This is a genomic window from Psychrobacter sp. GP33 (assembly GCF_014119005.1).
Lineage (GTDB): Bacteria > Pseudomonadota > Gammaproteobacteria > Pseudomonadales > Moraxellaceae > Psychrobacter.
Map to the genome: position 1 here is coordinate 80,284 of NZ_JACGYX010000002.1, position 20,288 is coordinate 100,571.

At 41.7% G+C, this 20,288-nt stretch carries 15 protein-coding genes; 8 read left to right on the forward strand and 7 right to left on the reverse strand.

Translation table 11 applies throughout. From position 1 onward, the window contains the following. Positions 1-42: 42 nt before the first annotated feature. The 4 genes from dnaN to H2245_RS02820 all read left to right on the forward strand — a co-directional run bounded on the left by dnaN (position 43) and on the right by H2245_RS02820 (position 6,466). Positions 43-1,218, forward strand: a complete 1,176-nt coding sequence (gene dnaN / locus H2245_RS02805; protein WP_182405742.1) for a DNA polymerase III subunit beta — start codon at positions 43-45, stop codon at positions 1,216-1,218. Positions 1,219-1,336: 118 nt separating this feature from the next. After that, positions 1,337-2,575, forward strand: coding sequence for a DNA replication/repair protein RecF (gene recF, locus H2245_RS02810; RefSeq protein ID WP_182405743.1), 1,239 nt, complete (start codon positions 1,337-1,339; stop codon positions 2,573-2,575). 531 nt (positions 2,576-3,106) lie between these two features. Next, complete coding sequence (gene gyrB / locus H2245_RS02815) at positions 3,107-5,731, forward strand: DNA topoisomerase (ATP-hydrolyzing) subunit B (protein WP_220464366.1); 2,625 nt, start codon at positions 3,107-3,109, stop codon at positions 5,729-5,731. 132 nt (positions 5,732-5,863) lie between these two features. Further along, entirely contained in the window at positions 5,864-6,466 is a 603-nt protein-coding gene (locus H2245_RS02820) for a manganese efflux pump MntP family protein (RefSeq protein WP_182405744.1), read from the forward strand. Positions 6,467-6,590: 124 nt separating this feature from the next. Here the strand turns inward: H2245_RS02820 and rlmF are convergent, their stop codons facing one another. Then, a complete protein-coding gene (gene rlmF, locus H2245_RS02825; protein ID WP_182406222.1) occupies positions 6,591-7,628 on the reverse strand; it encodes a 23S rRNA (adenine(1618)-N(6))-methyltransferase RlmF in 1,038 nt (345 codons plus the stop codon). A gap of 246 nt (positions 7,629-7,874) precedes the next feature. On the opposite strand from rlmF, the gene H2245_RS02830 reads away from it, so the two are divergent. From H2245_RS02830 to H2245_RS02845, 4 genes are all read left to right on the forward strand, one after another. Next, a complete protein-coding gene (locus H2245_RS02830; RefSeq protein WP_182405745.1) occupies positions 7,875-8,663 on the forward strand; it encodes a crotonase/enoyl-CoA hydratase family protein in 789 nt (262 codons plus the stop codon). A 52-nt stretch (positions 8,664-8,715) separates the two neighbouring features. Then, complete coding sequence (locus H2245_RS02835) at positions 8,716-9,873, forward strand: MalY/PatB family protein (protein WP_182405746.1); 1,158 nt, start codon at positions 8,716-8,718, stop codon at positions 9,871-9,873. A 220-nt stretch (positions 9,874-10,093) separates the two neighbouring features. Beyond that, positions 10,094-11,701: a glutamine-hydrolyzing GMP synthase gene (gene guaA / locus H2245_RS02840; RefSeq protein WP_182405747.1), complete on the forward strand. Its 1,608-nt coding sequence runs from the start codon at positions 10,094-10,096 to the stop codon at positions 11,699-11,701. Positions 11,702-12,000: 299 nt separating this feature from the next. Beyond that, positions 12,001-13,422 carry an NAD(P)/FAD-dependent oxidoreductase gene (locus H2245_RS02845; protein ID WP_182405748.1) on the forward strand — a complete coding sequence of 474 codons (1,422 nt, stop codon included), beginning with the start codon at positions 12,001-12,003 and terminating at the stop codon, positions 13,420-13,422. 135 nt (positions 13,423-13,557) lie between these two features. On the opposite strand, the gene H2245_RS02850 is transcribed toward H2245_RS02845, so the two are convergent. From H2245_RS02850 to H2245_RS02875, 6 genes are all read right to left on the reverse strand, one after another. Continuing rightward, positions 13,558-15,306, reverse strand: a complete 1,749-nt coding sequence (locus H2245_RS02850; RefSeq protein ID WP_182405749.1) for a DUF262 domain-containing protein — start codon at positions 15,304-15,306, stop codon at positions 13,558-13,560. 168 nt (positions 15,307-15,474) lie between these two features. After that, positions 15,475-16,452: a zinc-binding dehydrogenase gene (locus H2245_RS02855; RefSeq protein ID WP_182405750.1), complete on the reverse strand. Its 978-nt coding sequence runs from the start codon at positions 16,450-16,452 to the stop codon at positions 15,475-15,477. Between the two features lie 173 nt (positions 16,453-16,625). After that, on the reverse strand, positions 16,626-17,297 hold the full coding sequence (locus H2245_RS02860) for a GDYXXLXY domain-containing protein (RefSeq protein WP_220464367.1): 672 nt from the start codon (positions 17,295-17,297) through the stop codon (positions 16,626-16,628). Continuing rightward, positions 17,294-18,460 carry a DUF4401 domain-containing protein gene (locus tag H2245_RS02865; protein WP_182405751.1) on the reverse strand — a complete coding sequence of 389 codons (1,167 nt, stop codon included), beginning with the start codon at positions 18,458-18,460 and terminating at the stop codon, positions 17,294-17,296. The genes H2245_RS02860 and H2245_RS02865 overlap by 4 nt, the downstream gene beginning before the upstream one ends. After that, positions 18,453-19,535, reverse strand: coding sequence for a DUF2157 domain-containing protein (locus H2245_RS02870; RefSeq protein WP_182405752.1), 1,083 nt, complete (start codon positions 19,533-19,535; stop codon positions 18,453-18,455). Before H2245_RS02870 ends, H2245_RS02865 begins: the two co-directional genes overlap by 8 nt. 194 nt (positions 19,536-19,729) lie before the next feature. Further along, positions 19,730-20,269 (reverse strand): DinB family protein, encoded by a 540-nt coding sequence (locus H2245_RS02875; protein WP_182405753.1) that lies wholly within the window; start codon positions 20,267-20,269, stop codon positions 19,730-19,732. Positions 20,270-20,288 lie beyond the last annotated feature (19 nt).

Consider the following 20,288-nt stretch of genomic DNA (forward strand, 5'->3'; position numbering starts at 1 on the left):
GATTCACTCATTTACGAGTAACTTATTTAAGAGTAACTTAGCATGCAATTATCGATCAATCGAGAATCGTTTCTAAAAGCCATTAATTTGATCGCCAAGGCTGCTGATAAGCGCCATAATATGGTGATTTTAGGTAATATTAAGCTGCAGCTGACTGAATCTGAGCTGATTTTAACGGCCTCTGATTTAGAAGTAGAGTTGACTTCAACGCTACAATTGCCTGCAGGTGCCTGTATTGCAGCGGGTGCAATCACTTTACCAGCGGTAAAATTAAAAGACATTTGTAAATCTTTACCAGCGCAAGCACAGATTAATTTGGCGACTCAAGAAAACGAGCGTTGTTTACTTACCAGTGGTAAAAGTAGATTTACTTTAGGCACATTGCCTGCGACCGATTATCCAAGCTTGGGTAATCCTGAAAACATTACCCCGCTGACAATTAGTCGTAATCGCTTAACAGATTTGATTCATAAAACGCAATTTGCGATGGCGATACAGGATGTTCGTTATTATTTAACGGGCATGTTGTTTGATGTGGCGCAACAGCAGCTTACAACAGTGGCGACAGATGGGCATAGATTGGCATTAGCACGTAGCGTGATTGATGTTAACGCTGACTTAAGTATGCAAGCGATTTTGCCTCGTAAAGCGGTCATTGAACTTGAACGTTTAACCTCTGAGCTTGGTAAAATGTTGGGTGAGCAAGATAATATTGTGACCTTAAGCTTTGGGCGTGAGTTTTTACAAGTCAGTCTGCCGTTTGGTGAAGTGGACAGCACTGGGCAAGTTAGCCAAAACTTGATGGTGACATTTACTGCTCGTTTAATCGATGGTAAATTCCCTGATTATCGCCGTGTCATGCCCAGTAATACGGATAAATTGGCGCTATTTAATCAAGAGAAAATGACTGATGTGCTGCGCCGTGTCGCTATCTTAAGTAATGAGAAATCTCGCGGTGTGGTGTTTAACTTTGCTAGTGACGGCATGGTAGAAGTACGTGCCAATAATGCTGAGCAAGATGAAGCCGTCGAGATGATACAAGCCAAATATCAAGGTGAACCAATGGAGCTATCATTTAACGCCGCTTACTTACAAGATGTACTATCAGTGACCCAAGGCGATGTTCAGATGCATATGAGCCAATCTAATGCCTCGGTACTAGTAAATCAGCTCAATGACGAGTTTCACCAATATGTCATTATGCCAATGCGCATATAGTTATTATTGAGTCGATAATACGATGAATAGCTATTGGCTATTAAGTTGTTGTTAAACTCAAAGCTAACAGTTGGAAGTTAAGCAATAGTAATAATATTAAGCAGATGCGGTGAGTATTATGATTGAACGTCTACAAATCTCGCATCTGCGTAATCTTCAGCAGGTTAATCTCTCGTTGGGCGCCTGTAATGTCATTATTGGTGCTAATGGGAGCGGTAAAACATCATTATTAGAGGCAGTATTTTTATTATCGCGCGGTAAAAGCTTCCGTCATAGCCAACCAAAACGCTATGTTCAACATCATCAGGCTGCTGCCGTGGTTCATGCCAGTTTGACGGATGGTAGCAGCTTAGCGATTCAAAAGCAGGCAGATGCTACGACTGTTTTACGCCTTAATCAAACCACGGTTTATAATCAAAGTGTCTTAACTGAACAGCTGCCAACTTTGCTCATAGACCCATCTTCAATGGATATGTTAGAGCAAGGCAGTGCCAGTCGTCGTCAGTTATTAGACTGGCTAGTGTTTCACATGAAACAAGGCTTCCATCCGCAATGGGTTGCCTATCAACGTCTACTTAAACAGCGCAATAGCTTATTAAAACAAACTAAACACCTCTCTCATAATCAGCACGCTGAGCTAAAAGCTTGGGATAAAGGGCTTGCCAATCACGCCGCTCTAATTCACCATTATCGTTTGCGTATTTTTGAAGCGTGGCAGCCTTATTTTGCAGAAAGTATTCAGCAACTATTACCGTCTTATGCCGAGCAATTAAGCTTAAGCTATACTCCTGGCTACGATACCAGCATACCTTTAGATGAGCAGTTAGCCGAGCGCTTGCCGCAAGATTTGCAACTGGGCTATACCCGTATCGGTAGCCACCGTGCAGATATTCATGTGCATTGGCGCTCTCAACGTAAAGTTGTGCCAATAAGTTCCACAGAGTCAGAAGTAGGGGATAAAGAAGCTATTGATAAAGTGCAGACTCTTAAAGAGATTGAGCTCAAAGAATCAGTTATCAAAGAGCAGGCGGCAAACATACTGTCACGTGGTGAGAAAAAATTACTGATTACCGCATTACGCTTATCGCAATTACCTTTGTTACTGAATGCGGGACAGGCTGTAGACCCAGCGCAATTGTCTAATCATGCTAATGCGACCCCAATTGTATTATTGGATGACATTACAGCGGAGCTGGATGATAGGGCGATTGATATTCTGTTATCAACTTTAGCGCAGCTGCCTTGTCAGGTTATTATGACCAGTTTGACAGCAGATATTCTTCCGCAAATTCATAATTACTGGTTAGTATCAAAGGTGTTTCACGTGAAACAGGGTGTCGTTTCATCTCTTAAATAGCATTGAGTCTTATATTTAGTTATTTCTCTGTACTCTTATTACACTTTATTAAATTTCCTAAGCTTACTTAGCTTTATAGGTTTTTTTACCTTAGACATTCTTTCTGTTATTTCATATTTCTACATTTTTATTGATAGTTATATACCTGTCCTATAAAGCGTTAATAGCCTTGAACCTGCCACTAAACAGTGACTTGGAGGCAAAAAAATGCTAAAATAAGGCTTTATTTTCGTCCTATTTTCAGTAAGTTGTCTATTGGCTTTATCGTATTTATTATGAATATAAATAAGGCGCTAAGTGGTTGATAATCAATATCTTTTTAATAATTAGTTATGTAGCAAGGTTATTGAAACTGGCTCATGCTAATTTCAGTTAATTAAGAAAATGGTTATCTATTTTTTATACCTTACCACTGGTCTTCAATAAAAGATTTTAACGCTAAATGTAGCAAAATCTAAGATAACGTCATGAGGTACCACCTAAGGGTGTGCTCGTCATAAACCGCTGATATGGCTTGATTAAGGAATACCAATGAGTGATTCATTTACCGATAACGAGCAACTGATGTCAGATACTAGTGTTCAGCCCATCGTCCCTGATGTAACTGTTGAAGTGGTTACCGCAATCAGCGAGTCCGATTATAGTTCTAAAGATATCCGTGTGTTGCGCGGTCTTGAGGCGGTACGCGTGCGCCCAGGTATGTATATTGGTGACACCGATGATGGTACTGGTTTGCATCATATGGTCTTTGAGGTCGTCGATAACTCGATTGATGAGGCGCTTGCTAACCATTGTGACCAGATTGATATTGTTATTCATGAAGATGAGTCGGTCAGTGTCATGGATAATGGTCGCGGTATTCCAGTTGATATTCATCCAGAAGAAGGTGTATCTGCAGCACAGGTCATTATGACTGTATTGCATGCGGGCGGTAAGTTTGATGATAACAGCTATAAAGTGTCTGGCGGCTTGCATGGCGTCGGCGTGTCTGTGGTCAATGCGTTGTCTCAACATCTGGAAATGAACATCTGGCGTGAAGGCTTTCATTATCAGCAGACCTATACTGATGGCGTGCCTAATGGCGATATTCAGCCAATGGAAGCGACTGATAGAACCGGTACGCAAATCCGCTTTTACCCCAGTAATGATGTGTTCACAGGTACTATTTTTGAATATGACATTTTAGCCAAGCGTCTGCGCGAGCTGTCATTTTTGAACTCTGGTGTGCGCATTGTGCTAACCGATGAGCGCATTGATAAGCGTCATGAATTTGAGCATAAAGGCGGTCTGTCTGAGTTTGTCAGCTATATTAACGCTGGTAAAGATGGCATCAATGAAGTGTTCCATTTCATTAGTAATCAAGACGACGGTATTAGTGTTGAAGTGGCGCTACAGTGGACGGACACGTATAACGAAAAAGTATTGTGCTTTACCAATAATATCCCGCAGCGTGATGGCGGTACGCATTTATCAGGTTTCCGCTCAGCGCTGACACGTTGCCTAAATAGCTATATGGATCGTGAAAATCTCTTTAAAAAAGAAAAAGTGGTTGCGACGGGCGACGATGCGCGTGAAGGGTTAACGGCTATTGTTTCAGTAAAAGTGCCTGATCCAAAATTCTCTAGCCAAACAAAAGATAAACTGGTCTCAAGCGAAGTAAAATCTGCTGTTGAATCAGCGATGCACGATAAATTTAATGATTACTTGCAAGAAAATCCAGGCGCTGGTAAAGCAATTGCCAGCAAAATCATTGATGCCGCGCGTGCCCGTGATGCAGCGCGTAAAGCGCGTGAAATGACACGCCGTAAGACTACATTGGATATTGCTGGACTACCGGGTAAATTGGCGGATTGCCAAGAAAAAGACCCTGCATTGTCAGAGCTGTATATTGTGGAAGGGGATTCTGCGGGCGGTTCAGCCAAGCAAGGTCGTAGCCGTAAAACGCAGGCGATTTTACCTCTGAAAGGTAAGATTCTAAACGTTGAGCGTGCCCGTTTTGACAAGATGTTATCTTCACAAGAAGTGGGTAATCTGATTACTGCGCTTGGCTGTGGTATCGGTCCAGATGAATATAACCCTGATAAAGTTCGCTATCATAAAATCATCATCATGACCGATGCGGACGTTGATGGCTCGCATATTCGTACCCTTTTATTAACGTTCTTCTTCCGTCAAACGCCTGAATTGATAGAACGCGGTTATATTTATATTGCCCAGCCACCACTTTATAAGGTGAAAAAAGGTCGTCAAGAGCTGTATCTAAAAGATGATGAAGCGCTAAAAGCTTATTTATTGTCATCAACTATTGACAGTACTAAGTTGCATATTAATGCGGATGCGCCAGCGATTACCGGCCAAGCGTTAGAGACGTTATTAAACGATTATAACCAAACCCAGCTCATCAAAGCGCGTTTACAGATTCGTTATCCTGCGGTGCTATTGGATGCATTGACGCATACGCCGAAGCTTGGCACTGATATGACGCATGATAAAGACGCCATGCAAGTATGGAAGGATGCGCTACAGGTTCAGCTTGAGCATTTTGGTAGTGACTTAAGTCCTGAGATTGAGCTGGTTAATATCCATGCCCCGCAACCAAAAAATATGGATGCGGCAGCGGCTGATTTACTCGGTATGAAGCCTATCATTGAAGTTGAAGCTGGTGATAATTCTGATGCTGAAGCAGCACCAGTACGAGCACAATGGTTGCCACGTATTACCGTTTATGTGCATCAATTGGCACATCATTACTTATTAGATGCCAGCTTTATCCATTCGGGTGAATATAGCCGTTTATTGCGTTTATCGGCTGAATGGAACACGTTACTCGATGACAGCGCCTTTATCCGCCGCGAAAGCAGCAGCGGTGCGCCTAAAGATATTCCAGTGCGCGACTTTGATCATCTGTGGCAGCAAATGATGTTAGAGGCGCGTCGTGGTCTGGCGGTTCAGCGTTATAAAGGTCTGGGCGAGATGAATGCCGACCAGTTATGGGATACGACCATGGATCCTGAAAACCGTCGTATGCTACGCGTTACCATTGAAGATGCCATCGCTGCTGACCATATGTTCACCTGCTTAATGGGCGATCATGTCGAACCGCGTCGTATCTTTATCGAAGAAAATGCGCTAACGGTGTCGAACTTAGATATATAATTAGGATACCTAGTCTTAAACGACAATGATTATTTAAAAACAAAAACCACCGCTTTGGCAATCAAGGCGGTGGTTTTTTAATGCAGATAATAAGAATTTTGTTTCACGTGAAACTTTTGGGGATTATAAATTATGTTTGAAGTGGTTTTGCTAGCGATTGCTCTAGCAATGGATGCATTTGCGGTAGCGATTGGCTTGGGCGCAAAGTCCCAAAAGCAATCGAACGCTTATATTTTACGGTTGGCTATCTATGCTGCGCTGTACTTTGGCATCGCTCAAGGTGTCATGCCACTTATCGGGTACTTGCTGGGCGCGGCGATGTTGAGTTGGCTGGCTGCTGCCGCGCCGTGGATTGGCGGTTTGATTCTTATCGCGTTAGGCGGCAAGATGTTGTATGAAGCATTTAGCGGCGAGGTTGAAGCAAGGGTAGAAAATGCTGACGTTAGCGTAAATGCCGTTGCTACTGCTAATAGTACCAGTGATATCAATCATCGTACGATGTTTACTTTAGCCATTGCCACCAGTATCGATGCTATGGCAGCGGGATTTACTTTGAATTTATTGTCTATTAATGCGTGGCTAGCCTGTCTTATTATTGCTGTAGTGACTGCGGGTTTTAGCTTGGTTGGCGTTTATTTAGGTGAGCGTTCTGGGACTTGGCTAGAGGATAAAGCTGAGATGTTAGGTGGGCTGGTGCTGATATTAATTGGCTTGAAGGTGATGTTTTTTAGTTGATTAGCCTTAATATATCAGCTTATTTTCTCCATTAAAAAGCACCACTTTGAATACCAGAGTGGTGCTTTTTAATAAGGGCTATGTTTCACGTGAAACTATAACTGCTTAAAATGTTAACTATTACTTACTCGTCGTCAGTATTAAAACGCCACGCCAGTATACGAGTGCTTTTTTGACCTTGACTCATTTCAATGATACGCATTTGAGCGACGCCAAGTTGTTTTAATAGCAATTGCAAAGGCTTTACGTTTTCTGACTTGGATACTAACGTAGTAAACCAACCAACATGCTCAGCGAAATCTTGACTCTCTTTTGCCATCTTGGTCAAAAAGGCAATTTCACCACCTTCACTCCACAACTCTTTATGCTGACCACCAAAGTTTAGATTCTGTGCGGCATTGCCAGACTTTGTTGAGCTACGGCTGATTTGTTCGTTTTCATTCTTACCACGATGTCGTTGCAGATTATGCTGCTTACGGCTATTGGCTTCCATCGCTTCCTCTAATGAGGCATGAAACGGAGGGTTACAGACCACCACATCAAAGTAATCTTGGCGACCGATGATATTAGCAAAAATACGCTTAGGCTCAGTTTGCAGTTTTACTTTAACAGCGCTTTTTAGCTTGGGATTGGTTTCACAAATAAGCGCTGCAGTATTGACCGATATTGGATCAATGTCTGAAGCCGTAAAGCGCCAGCCATAGCTTTGACTACCAACAATCGGATAAATTGCGCTGGCACCGGTGCCAATATCAAGGGCGTGGATTTCTTTGCCAGTCGGTGGCGTATTCTCTTTATTCACATGCGTGGTTTGCGCGAGCAGGTCGGCAATATAATGAATATAATCGGCACGACCCGGAATCGGCGGACATAGATAGCCCTCCGGAATATCCCAAAATTTAACACCATAATAATGAGCCAGTAACGCCTGATTAAGTACGCGCACGGCTGCACTGTCTGAGAAATTAATCGTCGGCTCGCCATTAGGATTGGTAATCGTATGCTTGGCAAGCTCAGGCAAAGCGCGGGTCAACATGGCAAAGTCATAGCGACCTTGGTGCGGATTGCGCGGATGCAGCTGCCCTAACTTCTTGGCAGTCTCAGGCGAGCGATTTCGGTGAGTATTGGCGGTCGGGCGACGGGTCATAGGCTTACTTGTCATGGTTTCAGGCTGCGATATGTGGATATAACCGATAAGTGTAGCAGATTTCACGCGCGACTATTTAGATATCCTTTTAGAAATTATTGGGTAAAAGCATTAGCGATAAAAGGCTGAACGAGAGAGACAGTAAAGCACCTTGCGTTAGGTAATCTGGCTGGCTATATTAAAAAGCTGCAACGCTGTTTAAAAGACAATGTTTAAAAGACAATAGCGACTTATAAAATAACAACCAACAAGGATAACGTTATGACCACTGCCATGGATCGCATCACATATAACACTCAAGACACTATTTGTCTGATTGGGCTCAATCGCGCTGATAAACGCAATGCTTTTGACAGCACTATGATTGCGCAATTGTCTAACGCACTGACACGTTATGAAAATGATAAAAATCTGCGCTGTGCGTTAATTTTCGCCCATGGTGAGCATTTTACCGCCGGATTAGACCTCATGGAACTGCAAGATAAATGGGATAAAGGCGCGTTTGAATTTGACTCTACACAAATCGACCCGTGGGGAATAAGTGGTAAATTACGCACCAAACCCGTCGTTGTGGCTGTGCAAGGCACGTGTTTTACCGCTGGGATTGAGTTGATGTTAAATGCTGATGTGGTTATCGCCAGTAGCAATTGCAACTTTGCGCAAATGGAAGTACAGCGTGGTATTATGCCGTTTGGTGGCGCAACGGTACGCTTTGTACAAGCAGCAGGCTGGCAAAAAGCCATGCCGTATCTATTAACGGGTAAAAACTTCGATGCGCAAACGGCAGATAAATTAAATCTGGTCAGTGAAGTTGTGCCAAGTGGGGAAGAATACGAACGAGCATTAGCTATTGCCAAAGAGATTTGCACGGCAGCACCACTTGGTGTGCAAGCATTAATATCTTCAGCACAAGATGCCAGCCGTAATGGTGCAAAAGTAGCCTTAACCAATATTCATAGCTATCTGCCACCGCTGTTTCATTCAGAAGATGCCAAAGAGGGTATGATGGCGATGGTTGAGAGAAGAGTGGCTGAGTTTGTGGGACGCTAGAATTTAATTTATTTATAATGGATAATTTAAGCCACCCTTTAAGAGAGTACCTATGCCATACAACTTTGATGAAATAATCGACAGACGTCATACCGGATCGCTTAAATGGCATTATAGCGACGATACCATTGCGCTTTGGGTGGCGGATATGGATTTTAGAGCGGCACAGCCTATCTTAAATACGATTGAACGCGTGCTGCATCATGGCGTATTGGGCTATACCAAACCCACCGAGGCGCTATACGAGGCGATTATTAATTGGCATGGCAGTCGTTATGATTTATGGCTTGAGCAGCACAATATCGTGTTTTCCCCCGGTGTCGTACCAAGTTTAGCGCTGATGATGCGAGTATGGAGTGAGATAGGTGATGCGATATTGGTCAATGATCCCATATATACACCTTTTATGTCAAAGGTTCGGGGTAATGGTCGACAGCTTATCCTCTCGCCATTAAAAGAGTTTGAAGGTAAGTATTATCTAGATTTGGCGGATATCGAAGCCAAAATAATCGAACATGACATAAAGATTTTTCTATTCTGTAATCCGCATAATCCGGGCGGACGTGTGTGGATGGCAGATGAGCTTAAGGCGCTGCTTGAGGTATGTAAAAAGCACGATGTAGCAATTGTCAGTGATGAGATTCATCAAGATTTAACCCTAAATGGTCACACCTTTACCCCTTTTTTAACGCTAGCAGAAGGCTATGAGCACAAGGTAGTCAGTATCACTGCAATGACCAAAACTTTTAATGTGGCTGGCATTAAATGCTCAATGATTTTTGCTAAAGATAAGGCTTTGATTCAAACAATCAGCCAACAGCAGCGTTTAAGTGATGAGCATGATCTTAACTTATTTGCTTATGAAGTGATTCGCAGTGCTTATGAAGACGGCGGTGAGTGGTTGGTGCAGGCGTTAGCTTATATCGAAGCCAATATTGACTTAACGTTGCAGTTTTTAGAGGAACATCTGCCCAAGATTAAAGTCATGCGTCCAGAAGCGTCGTATTTAATATGGCTTGATTGCTCAGCGTATGGTCAAGACGATCCAGTGCTTTATGACGAGCTTAGAGCAGCTAAAGTTGAGCTAAGTGCCGGTATTCAATACGGTAATGAAGGACATCTTAAAATGCGTCTGAATGTGGCGTGTCCGCAAGCGCTACTGCTAGAAGGGTTAAAGCGTATGCAACGAGCTTTGAGTAATATCCAATAGCCTTGAGTGATAACAAATGCCTAAAATCAGCAAAATAAGCCCTCACGCTGGTTATGAGAAACCTAATATTCCTAATTTATGACCGCTTATTAATCGTTAAATTTTTATCCTATTTAACGTTGCACCAAATAACTGATAATAATTCAGCATCTAATAACCATCGCCCTGCCTAAACTTGTTAAAATAGCGTACCAATTTATTTCTTGATGGACACTACTTTATGACAACCGTTGCCGCCTCAAATACAAGCACACCTACTATTAAAGAAGATCGCATCTTAATTCTCGATTTTGGCTCGCAGTACAGCCAGCTTATCGCCCGCCGTGTACGCGATTCAGGCGTATTTTGTGAGATGTTCCCGTTTGATATCGACACTCAACGCATCACTGATTTTGGCGCAAAAGGCATCATCTTATCCGGTGGTCCTGAGAGCGTCCATGCGGATAACAGCCCACGCATTAACGATGCAGTATTTGACTTAGGCGTGCCTGTATTAGGTATTTGCTACGGTATGCAAGCAATGGCAGAGCGCTTCGGTGGTAAAGTCCATGCCAGTGACATCCATGAATTTGGCGCATCGATTATCAATATCGATGGCAAATCTACCCTTATAGATGGCATCGAAGACGAAGCGGGTAAGCTCAATGTTTGGATGAGTCATGGTGATAAAGTAATCGACGCGCCACAAGGCTTCGATATCGTTGCCAGTACCCCAAGCTGTCCGATTGCAATTATGGCTGATGATTCGCGCCACTATTATGGTCTACAGTTCCATCCTGAAGTCACTCATACCGCGCAAGGTTCTGCGCTGCTTGGTCGTTTTGTTCATGATATTTGTGGCTGTGCAGGTAGCTGGACGTCCGATAATATTATCGATATGCGTATCGAACAATTGAAAAAGCAAATCGGCGATAAGCAAGTATTGCTCGGTCTTTCAGGTGGCGTTGATAGTTCAGTCGTCGCGGCACTTTTGCATAAAGCCATTGGCGACCAATTAACCTGTGTGTTTGTTGATACTGGTCTTTTGCGTCTGCACGAAGGCGACCAAGTGATGCAAATTTTCGCCGAAAACATGGGCGTAAAAGTCATTCGTGTCGATGCCGAAGAGTTATTCTTAACGGCATTGGCTGGCGAGTCTGATCCTGAAGCCAAACGTAAAATCATTGGCAAAACCTTTATCGACGTATTTGCCAATAGTGCGCGTGAAATCAGCGAGCAAAGCGATGGTAAAGTCATCGAATTCTTAGCGCAAGGTACGATTTATCCAGACGTCATTGAATCTGCTAAGTCGCATCAAGGTAAAGCGCACGTGATTAAGAGCCATCATAACGTTGGCGGTTTGCCAGATGATTTGGCGTTTGAATTGGTTGAGCCGTTACGTGATTTGTTTAAAGATGAAGTACGCAAATTGGGTCTGACTTTAGGTTTACCAGCGAAGATGATCAACCGTCATCCGTTCCCAGGACCAGGTTTAGGCGTACGTATCTTAGGTGAAGTCACTAAAGAGTTCGCTGATATCCTGCGTTCTGCTGATGCTATCTTTATGGAAGAATTAGAAAAATCAGGCTGGTATGAGAAGACTGCGCAAGCGTTTGCAGTCTTCCAACCGATTAAATCGGTCGGCGTGGTTGGTGATGGTCGCCGCTATGCGTGGGTGATTGCGCTACGTGCCGTTGAAACGGTGGACTTTATGACCGCACGCTTTGCGCATCTGCCGTATGATTTGATTGAGACAGTATCGAATCGTATTATGAATGAAATCGCTGAAGTATCACGTGTGACTTATGATGTATCGAGCAAGCCACCAGCTACTATTGAGTGGGAATAATTCTCTACTTAGTTTTTAACTGAAATAAAAAAGCACTCAACTTGGTTGGGTGTTTTTTTTGGTTTTGATATCTTAGAGCCAATCTCGCTTGTCGCTATTATCTTGTCTACTTACTCATGATGCGATCAAAGTCGGTCGGGTTGTTGTTACCGTGAGACCATATCTAGATGAGTTACCTTAACCACATCACATCGAACATACGCTAACAGAAACGGTCACAAATGGCGCAGTAATCAGCATTATTGTATGTTTCAATTAATTAACTGAGTTATATACTTCGGAATAAAACTGGAAAAAATATGAAACAAAATAACAAGTCAGAGAATAAGAAAACAGTCCTCGTAGTCGGTGGCGGTCCAGCAGGTGTACAGGCAGCATTGCGTGCGCATGAACTTGGCGCAAAAGTGACATTGCTTGAAGCAAATAAACTGGGCGGTACCGCGTTTAATGAAGGCCCTGCGCCTGTTCGAACGCTTGCTCGAGCTGCCCGTTTGCGCACTGATGCGACGCTCTACTCTCAATTTGGACTACAAGGTGATGTGCCATCAGTCGATTTTAAAGCCGCAATTGAAAATGCCAATCGTGTTGCGGCTCATGCCAATCAGGTATGGCACCTGACAAAAGTTGTTGAACAGCAAGGTATTGAGGTAATAGATGAGGTAGGTCCAGCTCACTTTGTTAATAACAAGACCTTAGAGATTGCTGACGGACGCCAGTTTAGCGCCGATCAAATCGTTTTAACCGTCGGTGGTAAACCAAAAAAACTCTCTATTCTAGGGAATGAGTTAGCACTCTCGTTTCATGACTTATGGTCAATGACAGAACTGCCAAAAAGGGTGACGGTAGTCGGTGGCTCGGCAACGGGTTGCCAGCTTGCCTCAATCCTCATTGATTTTGGGGCAAAGGTTGATATCATTGAATTTGCTGACCGCTTGACTCCACCGAGCGACGTAGATATATCGCGTAAGCTTGAAGAGGCATTTAAATCACGCGGTATGAATGTCTTGACCAGTACAGGGTGTGAATCAATTGCTAAGGAAAACGGTCAATTAAAAGTCACCTATAAGCATAATGACCAAGTAGATTCACTAATGACTGATGCGGTATTCTTGATGGTGGGTTGGCCAGCGGATTTGGATGGGCTCAATCTAGAGGCAACGGATATTAAGTTAAAGGGTCCCTACATCGAAGTAGATGACTATTTGCAAACCAACGTAGAGGGTGTGTACGTTGCAGGAGACGCAAACGGTGTCAGTATGTTTGTCCAAAGTGCTGCCCATCAAGCACGAGTTGCCGCGCAAAATGCCGTATCTGATACCGCCGAGAAATACGCCCCGCGAGCTATTGCAACGGGAAGTTTTACGGAGCCAGAATATGCATCCGTAGGTATGACCCAAGCCCAAGCGGAAGAAGAGCATGATTGTATCGTTGAAATTATCAATTATGAAAATTTACCCCGTGCCGTCATGGATGGGCGTACTGATGGATTTTGTAAAATTATCATTGATAAACAGACACAAGAACTACTGGGCGCGCACGTACTCGGTTCTTACTCTGCGGAGGTGATTCAAGTTGCGGCCACTTGTTTGGCTACAGGCATGAAAATCAATGAGATAGCTAATTTAGAACTAGCCTTTCCTACGTTCACAGAAGCCTTGGGTATGGCCGCTCAACGCATCTGTAGAAACCTGAGAATGGAAGACGAAAAAATCGAAGAGTAACCGTTGTGCTTATTTAACGGTTAAGGCGCTATATGATCAGGGTGTTACCGCTGGTCTAGCGCTTTACTGTTTTTTTGGGAACACTCAACTTGTTGGGTGTTTTTTAGATTTGCTGATTATTATATAAATTCTTTTTTAACTTCCAACTGACCATTCCTGTAAAGCAAAATCTATTAGCTTTTGCTGTCTTTGTACAATAGAGTCAGATGACCATTTATTATTATCTAAGAAATCCTCTAACTCGTTTTGAGTCTTAAAAGGAGCTTTTAAAAAGTATCCATTATTTTTACTTTCAAAACTTAAGTTACCTTTACTTGAGTTGGAGCTTAAGGGATCAATAGTAAGGTTGCCTAAGCTATGTAAGTAATTCTCTTTAAAGTTTTCATCCATTTCAGGAAGTGTTTCTACATTACTAACAATTTTTACGCTAGGGTTTTGACTAGCTATGTGCTCAATAGATAGCTTTAATTTAGTATTGGTATTAGTTAATTCTTGTTCTGACATAGGTGACGCTTTAGGCTGTACGCTTTTTCTTAAGTAATTTTCATATTTCCAAAAGAAATAGTTTAGATCTTTTTTATTAATCCAATTATACAGATTTGAATGAGATAAACTCTCTTTGAAAGATTTTCCACTACAATATTTAATTACTAATGATGTTAAAGAATCGAATAACTGTTCAAAATCTCCATTAAAATTATTGGCTAAGTTTAGTAAATTTGATTGACCAGTATTACTACGACTTTGGTTAATTGCATAAACCCTAAAACTATAAATATTTAAAATTTTTGCCGTTTTTTCGAAATTTATTTTACCTTCTGTTTTATCAAGCTTATAAGACTTTATCAATAGTGGCCAGAAATTTCCTAATCTGTTTAGTATGAACAGCTCTCTGACTGAAACTGATTTAGATTTGAATATTTCATGAACAGTGTAAAAAGTTTCTTTCAATTGCTGTGTGTATTCATTTATATACTTTAAAGCTTGAGCATTATTTCCAGAGGATATTAATGTGTTAACGTAGTTCTTAGTCCCTTGAACATGCTGTTGGTATTCTTTATTCGTCCAACGCTCATGACAAATAAAGTGATATTGTAAAATAGAATCCTCTTCTATCTTTCCATTAAACTGCTCATATTCTTTATAAATTTCACTGAATCTAGTCCTTATTTTTTTAAGCAAATCTTCTGGCAAGTCATCAGAAGCTATGTAGCTTCTGTACATCATAAAGCTTTTTATCTTTTCTAAGTTTGTCAGTCCTTTACCTCGATCATTCGTTGTTTCAAAGATTAATGTGGCTTCTGCGGTATCTTGAACTGAGTAAACTAATACGCGTGAAAATTCATCTACTTTTGACTTTAAAATGTTAAGCTCTGCTTTTGATAGTAACTCTAATCGGTTTATGAAAAATTCTTTCGCTAAATAAAGACGACGTTGTGCTGGAGTTCTTACAAAGTTTTCACCATCTTTATCTTCAAGAATATAGCTATGGAAAAAGTCATTATCTTCTTCTAAAGCACGTAATTTATATTGCTTATGATATTTAACGTATGTTTCATATAGAAGATTTAAGTTATCTTCATCTTCTTCTGATGAACTAAGCTTCCTCATACGATTAATAAGACAGCTCATAAAAATTATTATTGTAGTTAATCTCTGCTGTCCATCAACAATATCAATTATTTCATGGTTACCTTCGAGCCCTTTTTCTTCGAATAATACTGTGCCAAGAAAATAACTACGGTTGAGCTTCTGATTGTTTAGATCGTCTAAGAACTCACGCAGTTGTACGTCTGACCATGCGTATGCTCTTTGATATTCGGGAATATTGAATATTGTGCGACCACTAAAAAGACTAGATATTTTTTTCTCACCATTATCCATTGCTTAAGTCCTGTTTATATTTATTTATATATCACTTTAGACAGTATTATAATGCCAATAGTATTTGTAAATACAAGATTCTTAGGTATCCTCAATACCCTTAAATAAATATTAAGTATGAATTAAAAAGTCATATAAAGTTATTGATTTTTTAATATACAGTACTAATTAAGGCTTCAACAACACCTTACCTTTCTTCTCAGCCTGCATTTTCCCATCAACCGCTTTTAAGATATCCGCCAAATCAAACGTCGCTTCCGTTGGTAGTTTTAATTGACCACTAACGGCGCCATCAATCAGCTCATTGACCAAGCGCTGTTTATTCTCAACGCTCATTTCTTGGCTGATTTTACTACCCCAAAAGCCTTTTAATACAGCTTGTTTAAATATCATATCCGTCGGATTTAGCATCATCGGCTTACCTGACATCGCACCAAATACCGCAAATACACCACCATGACCGAGTAATGATAATAAAGCACCACTGTCTTCACCGCCGACAGAATCGACGGCAGCACTAATTTGCTCGTCACCAAGGAGTGATTTTACTTGGTCTTTCCAATCTTCGTTTTCGGTATTGATACTGTTTTTAATATCGAGTGCTTCTAGCTCTTCTAGCGCATCTTCACTACGTACGAGATTAATGGTTTTTATACCACGCGCTGCTGCAAGCATAGCGAGAGATTTACCGACTGCGCCATTTGCTGCATTGTGGATGACCCATTGACCACTTCGCGTCTCAAGGAATTCAAGCAACATTAACGCGCTGAGTGGCATCGCAATCAATTGTGCCGCCATTTCATCGTCTAAGCTATCCGGTACGGGGAATACCATGTGATCAGGCGCAACGAAATATTCTGCCCACGTCGCTTGCACACTAGCTGCGGCGACACGTTGACCAACTTTTAAATTTTTTACATCGCTACCAACGGCATCAATGATACCAACAGCTTCACTACCACCGATGGCGGGCATTTCGGGTTTAAAGCCATATTTACCGCGAATGGTGAGCAAGTCGTGATTATGAATCGAGGCTAAAATCGTTTTGACACGTACTTCATTTGCTTTGGGTTCTGGAGTAGGACGCTCGCCGAGGCTAAGGACGTCAGTAGGTTTGCCAAAATGGTCGTAAGTTGCACTACGCATAATAATTCCTTAATTGTTTTATACTTTAATCGTTTTTAAATGAATGGGTGCATAGATAGGTAAAGCTGACAATCAACCATAACAACTCAGATACGACACGCGCAATATCAGTTTGGTTAAGCAAATCTAAAGTTTATAGGAATAATCGCTTTCGATTTGCGCTTGCAACATGCTTAAGGGTTAAGTGTATCGGTAGGGTCAGCTTTACCTTTAATCACCTGAAAATTCTCATTTACCATCTCAGTTAATAATGGCGCGCCTTTATCATTCACCCGAAATAAACCATATTTTGCCGTTTCAAAAGACTTGGCATGACCTTCTTGAAAAAAGAATGCATTGGTTGCAAGGCGCACTCTGTTATCACGAATACGGTAATAAATCGGCAGCTCGTTGGTAGCCAAACCGGCACGACTATTATCATCGGCTAAGCGCACAAAATGCCCGACCTTATGTGCATCCACTTTGACAATCACATAGCCATCTCTTGGCTGAGTGATAGTCTGATCTGATTCAAAATTAATGGCATCTGGATTTGCTTCTATATTCGCTTCTAGATTGGTTATTGGCTCTATGTTTTCCGTAGCTATATTATCCGACTCTATAGCGTTGATAATATCTCGCTCTAAGGCATAACTAAGCGCCATATAATCGCCCTGCATAAAGCCGCGTGGATCAACGGGTGCAAGCTCTAACAGTACCGTAGCGCCTGTCGTTAGGTGGTTTTCATGCTTTATAATATTGGCATTTACAGTGATTAACACGGCGAGCAAGCCTAATATTGCTATGGTTAGCGTTATAGCGCGTTTTTGCCACCATGATAATACGTGCATAGTAGAGTGTTTCATAACAATGCCGCCTTAGGTATGTTGAAGCGTTTTAATAACTCACGCAGCAGCAAAACCACCAATCCAATGATGAGCATAGAGCCGGATTTTATTAATAAAGACGTATCAAGCTGATAGTAATACCAAAAGATATAGCTAACCAATGCAACTACGCCAAGCCCTAACAGCACGCGCTGGCTATTGGCAAAAGCAATGGCAATCACCAAACTGGTGGCTAATAAACCGGATACATAAACCGATAATATGCCCAAAATAATCACGATACTCATGACGATGAGGCTGGGTTTGGCGAGTGGGGTAATGTGATAGCGCTTAAGAATTAGATACGTCGCATATAAGCTGGCAAGTATAAGCAGCCCTTGCGCGAGGGTATAGTTATAGCTAAATGCCTGACCGTCATTGATAAAACTACGACCGTATTCAGCACTAATTAAATACACTGAAATACCCAGTAATATAATGGCACTGGCGTAGCTCAGCGCTTTACTGATATCAAAAGCCGCTATTTGTCCTTTAGTTATTTTTCTTTGAGCATATAAGCGACTTAGCAGCGGATAACGTTGTACATTTGCCATAATAGTAATGAATGCCAGTAGCCCCATGCTCAGCTCAGGTAGCTGATAGAAGTTGAGCAGATACACCAGACCACCCAGCGTAGCCATGCTACTGAGTAATCGATAGACAAAATTGGGCATGATTAACGTCATGATGATTTGTAGCAATACAAATAACCAAATTTTAGAAAGGTCTGTCAGTGCACTACTGAATAAGGCAAATAACAAGTACATCTGACCTGCACCACTAATCGCAAAAGCCAAGCTGTTCCAAAAGGTATTTTGCCGCGTCTTTTTGTGTGTGAAGGCGGCAAAGGCGACCACACTTAACGCAATACCAATAATTAACTGCAAGCCTGCGTGCTCAAAAATGCCGATTTGAGTCAGTAGTAGCGTTAAAAAACCCACCAAAAATACACTGGATACCACACCACTAAAACCAAAAAACAGATGAATAAACCACGGTGTATTATCAGGCTGATTGTCAGTGTTAGTAGTATCAATTTTGGTAGTACCAGTTTTACCAGTAGTGCTATCGTTTGCGGTTGGTGCTAGAAGCCCAAGCTGTTGCAACTTCGCATGCGCTTGATATGGGTCATGGTTATTCATAATCACCTCGCGCTATCAACGGAGCCTCATTATCCCTATTGGCAAGACTGCGCAGCCAAAGTACTGCGACTGAACTGGTTGCAATCAGTAGCACGGCTAACATTAAGTAAGAAAATGCATTATCGCCTTGCAATAGCCATTCTCCTGCCCAAAACATCATCACCGCAATCACAGAGCCACATAAATAAGTGAGCATGAGCACATCTAACTGGCGTTTATAAAAGCGCCAAAACATAAATCCGCACCAGCCTGCCCATAATAATAAGCTGCTGATAGTGATTGGCGCAGTAATGGTGTTCGCATCGGTATTAATAAAGATATGAGCAATGGCAAGGTAAGTGATTAAATAGGTGCTGAGCAGCCCAACGACATACGTGCTCCAATGCAACTTTGTTTTAGAGGTATGTGGCGCAGTTTTTGGCGTGCTATTAGATGTGCTATCAATAGTGGCTAGCCATAGATTTAAAGCAATAAAATTCACGAGGGCTAGAATGGCAATTTGGACACTGTCTTGATAAAAGTAATTATCGGCGATAAAAGCCGGTGCATTCAGATACAGAAAAGTATCTAGGTAAGACACAATAAAAGCATTCACCAGTCCCAGCCATAATAGCCAAAGCGCGGGCAAGCGCGCAATAATGACCCACGGAGTAATCAGCAACGCCCAAGCAAAAAATAGCTGCCACGTATCCGCGCCTGTCTGATACACCTGCCCAAATAGCGCCAATAAGCTGCCGGTAATAATACTGGCAACCAGAAGCAATAATTGCTGAATAAGCTTAAATTTTTGGACAAATGCAAGATAAGCATAGGCAATGATGGTGATGACCAAGGCGCCTTCAACTAAGGCGAACTTGCCCAGTTTGCCCATATGCAGCCAGTTGTAGGCGATAAAAAACACCAGTGACAGTGCTAGCGCGACCACGCCAATAACGAGAGCAGCAGTATCAAAGAATACTCGCCATGAACGATTTGAGGGATAAACTTCTAGCGCGAGTGCTGCGCTTTCAGCATGCTCTATAGGGAGTTGCCCTTGCTGTATTAAGATTTCAATGGTACGCCGAGATTTGCTCATAGCGCCCTCTCATTAACCGGCCATTTATTAATTATCAGGTCATTAAGTGTCAGGTCATTAATTATTAATCATAACTTATCTTAGCTGTTTTTCTCGGGCGTGGGTGTATCAGGGGTGTATTAAAGTGATGAAGGATATTCATTAATATAGAGGTAGAATTTAGTGATATAGAGTTTACTAGTACTTGTTATCGATTAGACATTATCAATAAGCATTAGTAAGTCTGTCTCGCCAATATCAATATTCATTTGGCTCAGCAAGGTGGTTATTTGCCCACGGTGATGCGTTTGATGATTAAAAAAATGCTGTAATAACATAGAGAATGGTTTGTTAAAAAGCATCCCTTTGGTATTAATGTAAGTTAAGTTTTTTGAAAAATCGTTCTCTGTTGTTTCTTCGATAAACTGAATAATGATGCTATTTAATACTTGTCTGTTACTAATAAAGGCTGCTTTATTATCGTATACAATTTGCGTAAGTGCGTTGGGTATTGGAAAACCTGATAACTGCTCTAGCGCCTTGAATTTGCCGCTACCACTTGGATGGTTCTTAAAACGATGCAGCCAAATTAAATCGCCCACTATAAGGTGGTTTAATGTACCTAATATTGAACCGAAAAATGCCTTTTTATCTTCCCATAAAATGGCTTCAGGAAGGTTTGCGATACTGTCACATATTTTTTGATTCATAGTGGCGTTGTAATATGCCATCAGCTCAAAATGAGGTTTTATCATAGATTTTAAAAGCCTTAAG